Origin of the sequence: Bacillus silvicola, from assembly GCF_050524305.1 — a bacterium.
GTDB classification, from domain to species: domain Bacteria; phylum Bacillota; class Bacilli; order Bacillales; family Bacillaceae_G; genus Bacillus_A; species Bacillus_A cereus_AT.
Genome location: NZ_JBNGVC010000012.1, coordinates 142,863 through 158,585, shown reverse-complemented (window position 1 = coordinate 158,585; position 15,723 = coordinate 142,863). Strand labels below are relative to the sequence as shown.

Here is a 15,723-nt window from a genome sequence, read left to right as displayed (position 1 = left end):
TATGAATACGGATGTACAACAATCTTTTTTAAACAATATCGCACGGAAACTAAACCGAGAACGTCGCTCGGGGGTTACTCCTCCCAGGTGGAAAAACGATCCACTCAGCCACTTTCCTAAAGAGATAAATCACGAAATTTTAATAGAGCAGTTTATTGCAAACTTGAATATTTTACATACAGAAGTAAGTCATATATACCGTTCAGAAATAGAGAGTGCACTTCAGTATGTTGTACATAAATTTAATGTTCAATCTGCGGTGTATTGGGATGATGATAGATTACATCAGCTTGAAATAGGAAAGTATTTAACAGGAAATTTCGTTTCTCATCGAATTTGGCAAAGTAAAGAAGAGGAAAGAGAACTACGGGATTATGCAGCTCAAGTAGATATGGGAATTACATATGCCGAAATGGGACTCGCTGAGACGGGAACAGTTGTTTTATGGAATGGTGGTGGACGCGGACGTTTAGTTAGCGTTTTGCCAGCAGTTTATGTAGCGATTCTCTCAGAGCATACAATTTATAGACGTTTAACAGAAGGAGTAACCAGAGTTCATGAACAAGTTTCGAATGGATTACCTGCCTGTATTAATTTTATCACTGGGCCTAGCCGGACAGGTGATATTGAGATGGAATTAGCTTTTGGAGTTCATGGTCCTGGAAAGGTTCATGTCATTTTATTAAAGGATTAGAGAGAAAAACAAAAGAATACGAGGGGAGTGGGGGTTTTGATGAAGAATAAATTTCGTTATTATGTCTTTACAATGCTCACGTTTATTACGATGGTGAATTATATTGATCGAGGGGCCATCGCTTATGCGCAGTCTTTCATTATAAAAGAATATGGCTTTGACCCGAAGGAGTGGGGAGCTATATTAGGGTATTTTGGTTACGGTTACATGATTGGTTCTTTATTAGGAGGTATTTTTTCAGATAAAAAGGGGCCGAAATTTGTATGGATCATAGCAGCAACCGCTTGGTCTATTTTTGAAATTGCGACCGCTTTTGCTGGAGAAATAGGGATTGCTGTTTTTGGAGGGTCTGCTTTAATAGGATTTGCTATCTTCCGCGTTTTATTTGGATTAACAGAAGGGCCATCTTTCTCGGTTTCGAATAAGACAGCAGCAAACTGGGCAGCTCCAAAAGAAAGAGCTTTTCTAACATCTCTTGGTTTTGTTGGCGTTCCGTTAGGAGCAGTATTAACTGCACCTGTAGCGGTCTTCTTACTATCTTTTACAAGTTGGAAAATCATGTTTTTTATCCTTGGTACAATTGGGATTGTATGGGCGATTATTTGGTATTTTACTTTTACGAATATGCCTGAGGATCATCCGCGAGTGACAAAAGAAGAACTAGCTGAAATACGAAGTACGGAAGGTGTGCTTCAAGCAGTAAAAGCAGAGAAAGAAACTTCAAAAGAGCCATGGTACTCCTTTTTTAAAGTTCCGACATTCGTTATGGTTACGATAGCATATTTTTGCTTTCAATATATCAATTTTTTAATATTAACTTGGACACCGAAATATTTGCAAGATGTATTCCATTTTCAATTATCTTCCCTTTGGTATCTTGGGATGATTCCTTGGCTTGGAGCATGTATAACATTGCCGCTAGGGGCGAAGCTATCTGATCGTATTTTACGTAAAACAGGGAATCTTCGTTTAGCTCGAACAGGGTTACCAATTATTTCTTTATTACTTACAGCAATATGTTTTAGCTTCATTCCCGTAATGGACAATTATGTAGCTGTATTAGCGCTTATGTCGCTTGGAAATGCGTTTGCTTTTTTACCAAGTTCATTATTTTGGGCAATTATTGTCGATACGGCTGCTCCTGCTTACTCAGGAACATATAGTGGAATTATGCATTTCATCGCTAATATCGCGACAATCTTAGCCCCGACATTAACTGGATATTTAGTTGTAAGTTATGGCTATCCTTCTATGTTTATCGTAGCTGCCATTTTAGCCGCTATTGCAATGGGGGCAATGTTGTTTGTGAAGCCAGGGCAGCAAACGAAGTCTGAAAGCTTATTTAACTGGAGTAGTAAGAAGGGGTTAGAGGAACCTCGTGCTAATTTTGAATAAGTAAAGTTAGGTATAAAAAATGAATTGTATGTATTTGAAGTGAATCCGAATCGTAGTATATGAAAAAACTCCTGAATTTGCATACTAAGTATGCAAATTTAATGGAGTTTTTTTGTTTGAAGAAAAGAGTTCATTGCCCGGAAGAAATAAAGAGAAATGATCAACCAAACAAAATCAACAACATACGGAGGTATAAAATTGTATATAAATCTCTGTAATCAAATGCTTGATGCGAAGTCTATTCGATAGCTTCGCCTATTTGTTTTGTATTCGAAGTTTGTGCGAGTGAGAGTGTTCATATACATTTTTTAGGGTAAATTGCATGTGAAATCAAAACTTTATTTGTAGCACATAATAAATACAGTTGTTATCCTTTTTTAATTACATGTGGATATAGGATAAAGTTGATTTATCATCCTATATTAAAATAAAAATAAACCACTGTTCGATTTGAATATTCCACGATATAATGGTGAGAGTTTATATCTGAAGAAATATTTACATAAGAAGTGAGGTACTGTATGAAAAAAAGAACGACAGACATTATTTTTATTATTATTGGTGCATTCCTTTTTGCTTTAGGTGTCAATTTGTTTGTTATCCCGAATGAGTTCGGTGAAGGCGGGGTAACAGGGATCACGATTATTACTTACTACTTATTTGAGTGGTCACCAGGTTTAGTCAATTTAATTTTAAATGCGATTTTATTAATAGTCGGCTATAAATTTTTAAATAAGATCACAACGATTTATACGATTATTGCTGTAGTTACGAACTCGCTATTCCTTCATTTAACAGAAGGATGGACGATTGCTTCTGATGAAATGCTCGTAAATGCCATTTTCGGTGGAATATTTATCGGATGCGGGATTGGTCTCATCATTCGCGTTGGTGGAACGACAGCAGGTACTACCATCTTAGCGAGGATGACACATAAGTACTTAGGTTGGAGCATTAGCTACGGTCTACTGTTCTTCGATTTAATCGTTGCGTTTTCATCTTATTTCATCATTGGTGCAGAAAAACTGATGCTGACAATTATTATGCTATATGTAGGAACGAAAGTAATGGAATTTGTAATTGAAGGTTTAAATCCGAAAAAGGCCATTACGATTATTTCTGATAACCCGAATGAAATTGCCGGGAAGGTGACTACCTTAATGGGCAGAGGAGTTACTGTGTATTCAGGTCATGGATATTACACGAAAACTCCGAAGGAAATTCTTTATATTGTTATTAATAAACAAGAAGTAGTGAAGCTAAAACGGATTGTTCAAACTACGGATCCGGCTGCGTTCATCGCTATACACGATGTTCGTGACGTATTTGGAGAAGGATTTGTTGATATTTCTAAGGCTTAATAAGAGTTAGAATTAGTTTTTAAAAAGGCAGAAAATGAGCAATATTTTTTATTGAAATAATCTTAATGCGAAAATATGAGAACCTATTTTGAACATTTAATTATCAAGACCTAAATTTTAAAAAAAACAAATAAATTCAAGGACATTATATATTTTATATGACTAATATGTAATGTCCTTTCTTATTCCACAATAATGCCCGTTTGTTGACGATTAATTTTCATTATGCTTTTTGTGCCGAGTCCAATGCTTTTTTTAATTCGTCCGGTTTTTGAGTGCCGATTACCACTGTATTATATTTTAACTTTAACTCAATACCTTTCTTTCCATTCATATTATAGGCCGTTTCACCCTTAAGGTTAAAACGAATTCCCCATCCTCCGAATCTTTTTAGTGGACTGTAAGTAATGCTTTCATAGTGACGTATATTTTTGAAAAGGTACTGTTTATATTGAAAATGAAAAGGAACAAAACGGACATAAAGACCTTTTTCACGGACCTCTACGATCAGCTTCAATACCCCAAGCATTAATACAGGAAAGGCAATCCCAAAAAACAACCACAAAGCAATTAACACACCATTGGGAGCTGGTTTATCTCCAAACGGGGTATCAAGGATAATTTGTTGAATGAATCCATACCACATCAGTGCGGAAATCCCCAATATGAGTATCCATACCCAAATTTGTTGTGGTCGCTGAACCTCACGAAAGATAATACGTTCTTGTTGTTTCATTAATAATCGTCACCTCTTAAATGATTTATTACAGGGAATCCTTTTGGATCCAGTAATATGTATCCTTTGTTGTTATTCTCTATGAGAACCTCTTGTAACTCTCATAGCACTGCACGCCTAAAGCAATTAACGCTCAGTCTAAAGACCTCACAACGCTTTCCGTTACGAGATACGTTAGTTATCTAAATTATACAAATTTTTCTGAATTTGTCATACATATAGAGTTTTATTTTTATTATCTGTATAAGTAATCTAATGTTTATAAGAAAAGAGGATATATGCTCATATATTGAACGTAATATCCTCTTCTTAGTTTAGTCTATTTAAAATCTATTTCAAAATGGATTCTTTTTATTTATCATAAAATATTGGCTTGTAGGTATTATTTATGAACCTTTATTCCAAAGCTACATTATCATACGATCTATTGTACTGTATTGTGGTTCTAATGCGTAGTATCTTTGATAACCTCAATAATTTCACTTAATGGATTTTAAAATTTAGCTCATTGCCATGAAAAAATTAATGCTGTAATTGTTTTTCTTTTTCTTGCAAAAAGTACAATTGTTTCTTAATGTAAGAATGTAGAAGGATGAACAAGAGAGGGTTTAATGAAGATGATACATATTTTATTAGCTGATGATGATAAGCATATTAGAGAGTTATTACATTACCATTTACAAAAAGAGGGGTTTAAAGTTTTTGAAGCGGAAGATGGAAAGGTAGCGCAAGACGTTTTAGAAAAGGAAAATATTCATCTTGCGATAGTAGACATTATGATGCCGTTCGTTGATGGTTATACGTTATGTGAAGAAATACGGAAGTATCATGATATTCCTGTTATTTTATTAACGGCGAAAGATCAGTTAGTTGATAAAGAAAAAGGATTTATTTCTGGTACGGACGATTATATTGTAAAACCATTTGAGCCAGCTGAAGTGATTTTCCGTATGAAAGCATTATTGCGTCGTTATCAAATGCTTAGTGCTGACATTATTACACTTCATGGAACGACAATTGATCGTAAAGGTGTTGAAGTGAAGTGTAACGGGCAGACGATTTTGCTTCCATTAAAGGAATTTGAATTATTATCACAATTAGCTAGTTATCCTGGAAGAACATTTTCAAGAGAAGAGTTAATTGAGCTAGTATGGGGAATGGATTTTGAAGGGGACGAACGAACGGTTGATGTTCATGTAAAACGTCTTAGAGATCGTTTTTCAAAACGAACTGATGATTTTCAAATTACGACAATACGCGGGCTCGGTTATAAGTTGGAGTTGAAATAAGATGAAATCACTGTATTCTAGATTTGTTTTTATGACAGTTGGAATTATGCTACTTAGTAGTATAATTGGCTTTTTATTAACGAATGTGTACTATCAAGTGAAGTTAAAACCGTACAATAGTGAAAAGATTTTAAAGTATGCTGAAGAAGTAAAATCATTATATGAAAAGCAAAGTGAAGAAAATAAAGAGGTATACTTACAGTCTATTGCGAAATTAGGATATGAAATTTATATTGTAGATGACCAAAAGAATGGAAAGCGTATCGGGAATGCGTTTCGTAAAATAAAGATTAGTGATGATACAGTTCATAAAGTATTGCAAGGTGAAACGTTTAATGGCGTTTCCACATATCCAACCCGTTTGTTTATTACAGGATTTTTCGATAATGAATTAATTAATAGTGTAGGTGTCCCATTAAAACATGGTGATAAACAGTACGCTTTATTTATTCGCCCTGATATTCAGCAACAATTTGGCGAGATGAGAATTTTCTTAGCAGTATTACTCGGTTTTATCGTTTTATTAAGTATCATTTTTATAGCGATCGCAGCAGGTTATATTGTTCGTCCCATTCGAACATTTACGAAAGCTACCAAAAAGATTGCAAGTGGTGAATATGATATTGAATTAGATGAAAATCGAAAAGATGAAATTGGTACGCTAGCGACTAATTTTCAAAAGATGACGAAGAGTATAAAAGAATTAGATCAAATGAGACAAGAATTCGTTTCTAACGTTTCTCATGAATTCCAATCGCCACTTTCTTCGATACAAGGTTTTTCGAAAACATTACAGTCGGAGAATATGAGTGAAGAGGAAAGAAAACGTTACTTGAAAATTATTGAGGGCGAAAGTAAGCGGATGTCTAGTTTATGTAAACAGTTACTTACGCTCGCTTCACTAGATAAAGAAGAGAAAGTTTTACAAATTAAAGAGTTTCACCTACAAAAGCAAATTAAAGACGTCATTTTTATGCTCGAATGGAAGTGGCGTGAGAAAGATATAGCTGTTGAATTTGATGTACCGGACATCACTATAAAAGGTGATGAAAACTTACTGCATCAAGTATGGAGCAATATTTTTACGAATAGCATTAAGTTTTCAAACGATGGCGATACGATTGAATTTGTTGTAGAAGAATTAGAATCTAGCGTTATGATCTCTATATCAGACAACGGAATTGGTATGGAAAAAGAAGAAATGGATCGTATATTTGATCGTTTTTACAAAGTAGATACAGCAAGAGCAAGAAACGTAGAAGGTAGTGGTTTAGGATTATCGATTGTGCAGAAGATTGTGGAACTGCATAATGGAAATGTTTCAGTGTATAGTACGAAAGGGGAAGGGACGACCGTTCAGGTTGAGCTTCCGAAATAAATGAAAAGGAAGAGGCTGTTTTGGAACGGCCTCTTTTTTGTCGTTTTTTGTCGGTAAGTCGATATAATTCGAGTTGCGCTGATATAAATTTAACGTACTGTATTTCTGCTATAAAGCCGCACCTTTCCCACGTTCTTCCTTAAAATGGACCCCAAAAGTATCCGCTGTAATTTCATCAGCTTTCGGCAATGCTCGTAATTTCGGATGAAGTAGCCATACGAGAGAAATAAATAAAATCCCGATGCTAGCGAGCGCGAAAATGAGTTGGCTACTATATACATTTGCGGTGTATCCGCCAATTAATGAACCAAGCGGCATAGCGATTGTACCCATACTTCGCATGACAGAGTTGATGCGTCCAATATATTGATTTGGAATTAAAGTTTGACTAATTGTCGCAAATAATATGTTGGTCGCACCAATTGGTATCCAAGCTAGGCCGAATAAAAAAATGGATAACCATTGAAACGGTACAATCGTAGAGAGAAACCAAAAGAAAGCACCAGCCGCAAAGCTAATAATGGAGACACGGCCAACATGACGTTTGCCAACCCATGAACTGAATAAAGCACCGATGAGACTACCTGCTGATATAGCAGCTAAGAAGAAGCCATATGATTTCACGCCTCCTAAAGAATCAGCGAAAGAAGGGAGTATGGCCATCGTCATACCAATTGAAAAATTAGCGACTACTGAACCGATTAAGAATACGCCCATTAATGAACGGAAGACGATCGAAAACCCCTCTTTTAAATCAGTGAAATATTGTTTAGTTGAAAGTGATGTATTGGTTTCTGTTTGCTTTGGCATTTTCAATGAAAAGAACAAAAGGGCAGTAATCGCGAATGTAAAAGAGTCTATTACATATAAAGTGATTGCGCCAAGTAGTGCTACTAATATTCCAGAAAGAGTCGTACAAATTAAATCAATGCCTTGATATGCAAATGAAAAGAGTGAGTTTCCTTTTAATAATTGTGTTTTATGCAGTAGAAGTGGTAAAGCTTTCGATTGTGCGGGATAGGCGAATTGTTCGATAAAGGCTACGATGGGCATAATGATGAGTAGTAGTTGGACTGTTAATAGGTCGAAGTAGTGTGTAATAGGAATGATTAATATAAGAATGCATTGCAGAACTTGTGTGATGACGAGGGTGTTTTTAATTGGCCACCTATCAACGAATGGACCAGTAAGAAATTGAAGTGCAGAAGGTAATAATGTAAGAAAACCAGCTAATCCAGAATAAAAAGGATTGCCACTCAGCTTATATACGAGCCACATTGCGGCGACATAATACAAGCTATCTCCTATGTTTGTAAAAATTCTCCCTAAAAACAATAAGAGGAAATTCCGGTTTTTTAATATGTCCATTTAATCTACTCCTTTATAATAAATTTATTCGGTAAAATAAAATTGACCGTTGTTGTAAAAAAATCGAATTACGATTTTTCTTCTTTTTTAACAAAGCGTTGCATTGCTCGCTCATCGATTTGTAGTGCAGTAGTAGAAATGTAATATGATTTACTATTTGGATCTTTATCCGCGTCTTTTGTGATCTCATTTAATTCAGCCATCAATTCATAAAATTTTTTCACCCACACTTGAAATTGTTCTGGCTTAGCATCAAACTCCCAGCAGGATGAAACATAATTCCACTCAGAGGGGTCTTCGCTTACTTTTCGTAATGTAAAAGCTTCTTCTGGTGCAGCGAGAATATGGCTTTTCGTTCTTTCCGTCATTTGTAAAAAGATTTGGCGACCTGATTCGCTTAATATTTCTAAATGAGGTAATAGTTCTGCGGCAGGGGTAAAGCCTCTAGCGACAGATTGATAAAATTTTTGAACGATGCCATTTTTTTCTTCTGTATAGACGATTTCTATAAAACCATTCTTCTCTAATTCTTTTAAATGATAATGAATTTTCGCCCTTGAAATGCCGAATTTCTCAGATAGTAGTTGCCCTGTATAAGGACGTTCACATAGACGCATCATCATTTCGACTCGTAGTGGATCGCTCATTGCTTTTAGTTGGCTATAAGTAGTTAGTGTGAACATGGGTTTCAAAATGATCAACTCCTTAAATTAAATTACTCGGTCAATATTATTTGACTGAATTGTATCAAGGATTATATTTGTTTTCAATACTTTCAGAAAATTTAATCTTTATTTTTTGATCTTCTGTTCATATTCCGTTCATATTTCTTTTTTATGATAAGTGCATAGAAAGTAAGAGAAGGGAGCGAGCGAAATGTTTTTAGCTCTGCGTGAATTAAAACAATCAAAATTAAGATACGGGTTAATCGGACTTATTATGGTGTTATTATCATTTTTAGTCCTTGTGATTTCAGGATTAGCAAATGGGTTGTCGTATGATAATGCATCGTCAATTCAAAATATGGAGGCAAATAAGTTCGTTTTAGCAGATGATGCGGAAAATAAATTACTTCGTTCACAAATTAAGAAAGATGATGTAGATAACGTAGTAAATCAAGCCGGCGAGAAAGAGGCAGTTCCGTTTCGTGTGAAGATTTCAACTTATGAAAAGAAAGATAGTTCGAAAAAAGTTGATGTCGCTATTTTCTCAAGCGAACGTGATTCATTTTTAGAACCGAAAATTGTAAAAGGTGAGAAATTAGGTACAGCAAACAACGAAATGGTTGCTGACGAATCAATTAAAGAAAAAGGAGTAGATATTGGGGATACAATTATCGATCCTGTTTCAAAGAAAGAATTTAAAATCGTTGGATTTACGAAAGATCAAATGTTTAGCCATACACCAGTCGTTTATGTAAATGAAGACGTATGGGGCTCTATCTCTCAACCAAATCAAAAAGATTATAGTGCAATTGCGCTTAATACAGATAAAGAAATTAAAAATGCACATGTTATCGACAAAAAAGAAGTATTACAAAGCATTCCAGGATTTAAAGAAGAGCAAGGAACATTAACGATGATCATTGCATTCCTACTTGTTATCGCTGCGTTACTAATCGGTGTATTCTTCTACGTAATTACACTGCAAAAAACACAGCAATTAGGTGTATTAAAAGCAATTGGTACAAAGAACACTTATTTAGCAAATAGCTTAGTCGTACAGGCGCTATTCTTATCAGTCGTGGCGATGATAATCAGCATCGTTCTTGTACAAGGGTTAGAACAAATTTTACCAGCAGGTATGCCGTTCTTATTAACGACACCGATGATTGCACAATATGCAGTAATCTTTATCGTAATTAGTATTTTAGGAACACTTATTTCGTTATATCAAGTATTAAAAGTTGATGCATTAGAAGCAATTGGAGGCGGGATGTAATGACTTCATTATTAAAATTAGACAAAGTAAGTAAAGTGTACGGGGAAGGGAATACTGAAGTAACAGCCCTTCATCCGATGTCGCTTGATGTGAAAGCTGGAGAGTTTATCGGAATCGTCGGTCCTTCTGGATCAGGGAAAAGTACATTATTATCAATCGCGGGTGCATTACTATCACCTTCAAAAGGGGATATTTACATTCGTGAGCAAAATATTACGCAGTTATCAGAAAAGGAAATGACAGATATTCGTTTGAAAAAAATCGGATTCATTTTCCAATTTGCAAACCTTGTTCCATATTTAAATGTAAAAGAACAATTACTTTACATTGCAAAGCTAAAAAAAGAAAGTAAACAAGAATCAGAAAAGCGTGCGGATCATTTATTAGCGGCATTTGGATTAGGAGAAAGAAAAAAACATTATCCCAATCAACTATCTGGTGGAGAAAAACAAAGGGTGGCAATCGCTCGTGCTTTCATGAACAACCCAGATTTAATATTAGCTGATGAGCCAACTGCAAGCTTAGATTCAAAACGTGCACGTGAAGTCGTTGAAATGATGAAACGTGAAGTGAAAGAAAGTCAAAAAGCAGCAATTATGATTACACATGATGAAAGAATGCTCGATGTATGTGATCGTATATTGACGCTTAGAGATGGGCAATTGGTATGATGAAAAAGGAACTCTTACGATTGTAAGAGTTCCTTTTTTTATTTAAATTAAAGAGGTTTTATTTATTTTGTTATACATTAACAAGAGGAAGAGGGTGGTATACTTTGTGGAAAGCGGAATAGATTTTCAGGGTCATATTTTGCTTTTATTTTCCGAAGTTTAGCAAAGTTTGATCCGTAATATTCTTGTCCGAAATTTTCGATGTTTTGATCTGGAACATTAACATAAGAACCAGTTACATAAGGTTTTATTAATTGGCGTACTCTTTCAACTGATGCTAGATTTGCAGCCTCTTCGGACTTATCTTTCCAACTAGCAGTCCATTCCGTATAAAATAATGGGCTACGCCAAAAGAAAGCTGTTTTATTGCTAGGTACTTTACTTATAGCACCTCCCCAATTAATAAAAAAGAAATTAGCTTCTGTTCCAGTAGCTTCTTCTAAAAATTGTTTCATAATTGAAATAGGCTCTTCCGGCCAAAGGTTAAGTGCCCAAGCCGAAGAAAACTTAACGCTCTGATCAGATCGACCAGGGATTGGCTCATCTGGATCTAAGAAATCTATAGCGGCTGGATAGGGTAATTCTTCTATAACAATTTGTGTTGGAGTTCCAGCACTTGTTAAAGGTTCTAATAAGCTTATAAGCTCGTTTTTTGAACCTAAAAAAATACCTTCTGCATGACAAAGTCCATTTATTTTGCTGTAAATTTCAAGTAGGCATCCTAATCGTGAATCTACAAAAGGTGCCCATTCTTGCCAAACTTTGAAAACAGTTTCTAACTGATCCCATGGCCAAATGATATTGAAGACTGTGGCAGTTTTAGGAGCACGGTGAAGCTTCAATGTATATTCAGTATTGTATCCGAAATTTCCACCGCCACCACCTCTAGAAGCCCATAATAAATCTTTATTGCAACATGGATCTGCTTGGATGATTCGGCCTGTCGCATCTACTGTTTCCAAAGCAATAAGGTTATCACTTATTAGACCGATTGTTCGTGAAACTACACCAAATCCACCGCCCATTGTAATGCCACCAATTCCAACTGTTGGACTATCTCCAAATGGTGACATAAATCCTTCTCTAGCTAGTCCTTTCACAAGTGGGCCGACGTGAATTCCAGTTTGAACGGTTGCTATACCATTCTTTTTATCTAAACTAACTTTGTTCATATCACTTACATCGATAACAATGCCGCCATTTACTACAGAAAGATTTTTATCTAGTGCATGCCGACCACTTCTGACACGTAAGGGAACATGATTTTCGCGAGCCCATTTAATGGCGTTACTGACATCATATGAATTTTGTGCAAAAACAAAGACGAGGGGGAAGACATCAACGTAAGGATTCCAATTCTTAATAGCTTCTATATAACCGGGATCTCCTTTGTAAATTACTCGTCCTGTGAGCTTTGTTGAACCCATGTATTTCACTCCTTATAAATATTTTATAGATGTCGTTCTAATGTAGCGATGGAACATGGTCATGTAGTAATTAGAAGAATAAGGACTTTATGGGAGGGATGATGAAAATATCATGTAGGTGCCAGTAGAGGGTGAATATGCGGCAGTATAGATGATTTGGAAAATTTTATTGCTACACAAGTTCTATTAGTAGTGTATGAATTGAGAGTTAACTTTGTTAAAGAATTGTACATTTTCCTATCAGTATGACTTAGGTGAATTACAGTACGAGTGAAAGTTTTTCAGTTTTGTTAAAGCATAATGAACTAATATAAGTTTGGCATTTGATAAAATAATTGATATATATTTTTAGTGGAATTATCATATTGAAAAAGTGAAAGGTTTGCCTTTACAAAAAATGATATGTGGATAGAGGAGAATCTAAATTTAGAGGAATAGCTAGTACGTAAACTCACCTATATTTGGCCTCTTCTTTAAGAAGCCGATGCAAAGGTTCTTAAAGAAGAGACAGTAGATTATATAATATAAATTATAACTGTTTTATAAATACTTTTTAATTTTATTACGCGTAAGTAATAGAACGCCGCCTAAGACAGATAACATCCCGAGTGGCACGTTACTTGATTGCTCACTACCAGCGTTAGGGAGCTCTCTAGCATTATTTTTCGCTGGAACAGTAGTATTGGTGTTATCCGCTGTCGTTTGTTTAGGTTGTGATACTTCATTAATTTTGTTATCTACATTTTGCTTCGTTGTATGTAACTCAGCTAATTTGTCGTCAATTTTCTTCTCAGTATGTTTAAAGTCGTTTATTTTAATATCTAAGTCTTGTTTTTTCTGTGTTAAATCGTCTGAAACAGTTTGTTTTGCTTGTTTAATTTCATTTATTTTATTTATTAAGTCTTGTCTAGCCTCTTGTAACTCAGCTAGTTTGTTTTTCACATCTTGTTTAGCAAGTTCTAAGTTAGCTGAAAGACTATCTAAATTTTGTTTGATTTTCTTAAGTTCTTCTAACGTGTTACCTGCATTCGGCTTGTTTTCTTTAATTTCAGCAAGTTTATCCTCAGCAGTTTGTTTCGCTTTCTTTAACTCAGCCAATTTTTCATCTACTTGTTTTTTAACTTCCTTAAGTTCATTAACCTTCTGATCGATGTTCTCTTTATGTTGCTTAATTTCATTCACTTTTTCATCTACAGTTTGTTTATGATCTTTAAGTTCATTAACCTTTTCATCGATATTTTGCTTATGCTCTTTAATTTCAGCGACTTTGTCATCTACTTGTTTTTTATGCTCTTTAATTTCAGCAATTTTATCCTCAGCAATCTGTTTATCTTGCTGAAGTTTTGCATCTAACTCTTGTTTATGTTGCTTAATCTCGCCGATTTTTTCATCTGCAACTTGTTTACGTTGATGTAGTTCATTAACCTTTGTATCAACATTTTCCTTAACTTGGTTAAGTTCATTTAATGTTTGATCCACATTTTCTTTGTGTTGCTGCAATTTCGCATCTAACTCTTGTTTATGTTGCTTAATTTCAGCTAATCGATCTCCAGTACTTTGCTGGGGAGTAGCATCATTTACTTCTGCATGAGTAGGGGTAGATCCCGCAATCATTGCTAAAGCTAGTGTAGACGCAGCGATTGTTTGTTTTGTTTTCATATTTTTGTACCTCTTTCCTATGAATAAACTCTATTGTGTAAAATTGAGCATATAAAAGCAGATTATTATATCATTATATACCATGTTCGGCGCTTAGAGGAAGTATTTGCATAATAATCTGTGATTATGTAATTCTTATAGTCTCTTATTTTGGGATAGGGGATAAATCTTCAGCAAGATGAACAATTTCTTCGATAGTAGAGTTTACATCTTTATTATTGCGAATAACAAACAAATAATCAGCCTCGTTTTCTACAGGATCTACTACATCTTCATGAAGGGATTCAGCCTGTTGGCGATTGAGAACTTCTTTGAAACTGGAATAGTTACCTCTAAAAATATTTGTAATTCGCGTGCTTCGAGCCACTCTTTCATAAAGTACATCATCTGGGATGTCAAAATGTACTAATATACGTACATATTCGTTTTGTGGAAATAATTCGTTTAGTAAATATAATCTTCCGTTTTTACTGCGATTGGAATTACAAATGATAAGGTGTAAATTTGTATATTCTTTTGCATAATCAACGATGAATTTTGAAAGACCATGCTTAAATGTATTAGGGCCCTTAGTCGGCTGTAATTTTTCATAATGCGTGCTAATAAATTCGGCTTGGTTATCTTGATCCATAACGAAAGAGTGGGATAGCTCTTTTTCTAATGCTTTTGCAAATGTAGTTTTCCCGCTGTGTGTTTTTCCTACTGTGATGATGACTAATCTTTTCATATTGGCCTCCATAAGTATTGTTATAATCAGGAATGTTCGGTGTGAATCGACAATTTTCCTGCCAGAGAATATGCAAAGTGTCGGAGTGGTAGTGGGCCGAAAATTTTACAAATAAACTTATTTATTATGTAATTTACCAATATTAAAAAAGTGTGAAATAAGGTTCTCCTAGCCAAGGGGACCCTATTTTTGTTGTGAAAATGAAGGATTGTGATGTGATGTTGTCCTAACTCAAATGAACTAAAAATATTCTGTTTAGAAAGAGGCAAGCAATACTATTATTATTGAAATATGTATATGGAAGGGAATTTAATTTCGTTTATTTCTCTTGAGGTGAAGCATAAGGAATAATTACTTGAAGCTTTAAAAAATCCCTGAAGTATGGGAATGTTCCTGGTGAAAAGGAGATTTAGAGTAAATATTAATAATAGCTGTTAATAATAAAAAAAGGTGGGAAACGTATACCTTTTATTGTTAAGTACAGCCTTTCATAATCTATGTTAAAGTAATTGGAAAATTCATGGGAAAATGTTATGGTTTATTTGGGAGCTGCACATTATTTATGTTCAGTAAAAAAGGGGGATTAAAGTGGGAGCTAAAATTTTTAACGGCAGGCATATAGCCAATAGCAAGGATAAAGAATTTGTTGTTTTTATTATTGGTATGCGTATTAATAACCTATTAAAATTTTGGAAGTGGATACCAGTTTTTAACGCTATGGGACCTATGATTAAAGAATTGTATCAAAACCCACAATGGGGTTTCTTACATACAGAAGTTTTATTTAGTTGGAGAAAAGTAATCTTAATTCAATACTGGAAAGGATTCGATGAGTTAGTAAACTACGCTCACGGAAAAAAACATTCACATGCTTGGAAATCATACAACAATAAGATTAAAGATAATGGGAGTGTCGGTGTATTTCATGAAACCTATCAAATAGAAAAAGGTGCTTCTGAAGCAATCTATGTTAATATGCCAAAAACAGGTTTAGCTATAGCTACCAAGCACATAGCAGTATCTCAAGATACTAATACTGCTAAAAAAAGGATGGGCGAATAATTTAGAATTTTTAAT

General features: G+C 34.8%; 14 protein-coding genes. 8 read left to right on the top strand and 6 right to left on the bottom strand.

Features of this window, described 5'->3' with window-relative positions:
- Position 1 precedes the first annotated feature (1 nt).
- The 3 genes from ACP6L7_RS12660 to ACP6L7_RS12650 all read left to right on the top strand — a co-directional run bounded on the left by ACP6L7_RS12660 (position 2) and on the right by ACP6L7_RS12650 (position 3,450).
- Positions 2-694: a LutC/YkgG family protein gene (locus ACP6L7_RS12660; protein ID WP_097830315.1), complete on the top strand. Its 693-nt coding sequence runs from the start codon at positions 2-4 to the stop codon at positions 692-694.
- Between the two features lie 39 nt (positions 695-733).
- Complete coding sequence (locus ACP6L7_RS12655; protein ID WP_097830314.1) at positions 734-2,089, top strand: MFS transporter; 1,356 nt, start codon at positions 734-736, stop codon at positions 2,087-2,089.
- Positions 2,090-2,610: 521 nt separating this feature from the next.
- Complete coding sequence (locus ACP6L7_RS12650) at positions 2,611-3,450, top strand: YitT family protein (RefSeq protein ID WP_097830313.1); 840 nt, start codon at positions 2,611-2,613, stop codon at positions 3,448-3,450.
- A gap of 223 nt (positions 3,451-3,673) precedes the next feature.
- Here ACP6L7_RS12650 and ACP6L7_RS12645 read toward each other — a convergent pair whose 3' ends face one another.
- Positions 3,674-4,186, bottom strand: coding sequence for a DUF6141 family protein (locus ACP6L7_RS12645; protein WP_097830312.1), 513 nt, complete (start codon positions 4,184-4,186; stop codon positions 3,674-3,676).
- A 611-nt stretch (positions 4,187-4,797) separates the two neighbouring features.
- Here ACP6L7_RS12645 and ACP6L7_RS12640 point away from each other — a divergent pair.
- Both ACP6L7_RS12640 and ACP6L7_RS12635 read left to right on the top strand, forming a co-directional pair.
- Positions 4,798-5,475, top strand: a complete 678-nt coding sequence (locus ACP6L7_RS12640) for a response regulator transcription factor (RefSeq protein WP_097830311.1) — start codon at positions 4,798-4,800, stop codon at positions 5,473-5,475.
- Between the two features lies 1 nt (position 5,476).
- Complete coding sequence (locus ACP6L7_RS12635) at positions 5,477-6,853, top strand: sensor histidine kinase (protein WP_097830310.1); 1,377 nt, start codon at positions 5,477-5,479, stop codon at positions 6,851-6,853.
- A gap of 108 nt (positions 6,854-6,961) precedes the next feature.
- On the opposite strand, the gene ACP6L7_RS12630 is transcribed toward ACP6L7_RS12635, so the two are convergent.
- Both ACP6L7_RS12630 and ACP6L7_RS12625 read right to left on the bottom strand, forming a co-directional pair.
- Entirely contained in the window at positions 6,962-8,221 is a 1,260-nt protein-coding gene (locus tag ACP6L7_RS12630; RefSeq protein WP_097830309.1) for an MFS transporter, read from the bottom strand.
- A 68-nt stretch (positions 8,222-8,289) separates the two neighbouring features.
- On the bottom strand, positions 8,290-8,913 hold the full coding sequence (locus tag ACP6L7_RS12625; RefSeq protein WP_097830308.1) for an ArsR/SmtB family transcription factor: 624 nt from the start codon (positions 8,911-8,913) through the stop codon (positions 8,290-8,292).
- A 184-nt stretch (positions 8,914-9,097) separates the two neighbouring features.
- Between ACP6L7_RS12625 and ACP6L7_RS12620 the strand changes: the two genes are divergently transcribed.
- Positions 9,098-10,162: an ABC transporter permease gene (locus ACP6L7_RS12620; protein WP_097830307.1), complete on the top strand. Its 1,065-nt coding sequence runs from the start codon at positions 9,098-9,100 to the stop codon at positions 10,160-10,162.
- Positions 10,162-10,833 (top strand): ABC transporter ATP-binding protein, encoded by a 672-nt coding sequence (locus ACP6L7_RS12615; RefSeq protein WP_097830306.1) that lies wholly within the window; start codon positions 10,162-10,164, stop codon positions 10,831-10,833. The genes ACP6L7_RS12620 and ACP6L7_RS12615 overlap by 1 nt, the downstream gene beginning before the upstream one ends.
- 77 nt (positions 10,834-10,910) lie before the next feature.
- On the opposite strand, the gene ACP6L7_RS12610 is transcribed toward ACP6L7_RS12615, so the two are convergent.
- The 3 genes from ACP6L7_RS12610 to ACP6L7_RS12600 form a co-directional block, all read right to left on the bottom strand.
- Entirely contained in the window at positions 10,911-12,260 is a 1,350-nt protein-coding gene (locus tag ACP6L7_RS12610) for an FAD-binding oxidoreductase (RefSeq protein WP_097830305.1), read from the bottom strand.
- 540 nt (positions 12,261-12,800) lie between these two features.
- Positions 12,801-13,919: an LPXTG cell wall anchor domain-containing protein gene (locus ACP6L7_RS12605; protein WP_097830304.1), complete on the bottom strand. Its 1,119-nt coding sequence runs from the start codon at positions 13,917-13,919 to the stop codon at positions 12,801-12,803.
- Positions 13,920-14,064: 145 nt separating this feature from the next.
- The gene (locus ACP6L7_RS12600; RefSeq protein WP_097830303.1) at positions 14,065-14,646 is read right to left on the bottom strand and encodes an AAA family ATPase; all 582 of its coding nucleotides are present in this window, start codon (positions 14,644-14,646) and stop codon (positions 14,065-14,067) included.
- Between the two features lie 588 nt (positions 14,647-15,234).
- Here ACP6L7_RS12600 and ACP6L7_RS12595 point away from each other — a divergent pair.
- On the top strand, positions 15,235-15,708 hold the full coding sequence (locus tag ACP6L7_RS12595) for a DUF4188 domain-containing protein (RefSeq protein ID WP_097830302.1): 474 nt from the start codon (positions 15,235-15,237) through the stop codon (positions 15,706-15,708).
- Positions 15,709-15,723: the final 15 nt, after the last annotated feature.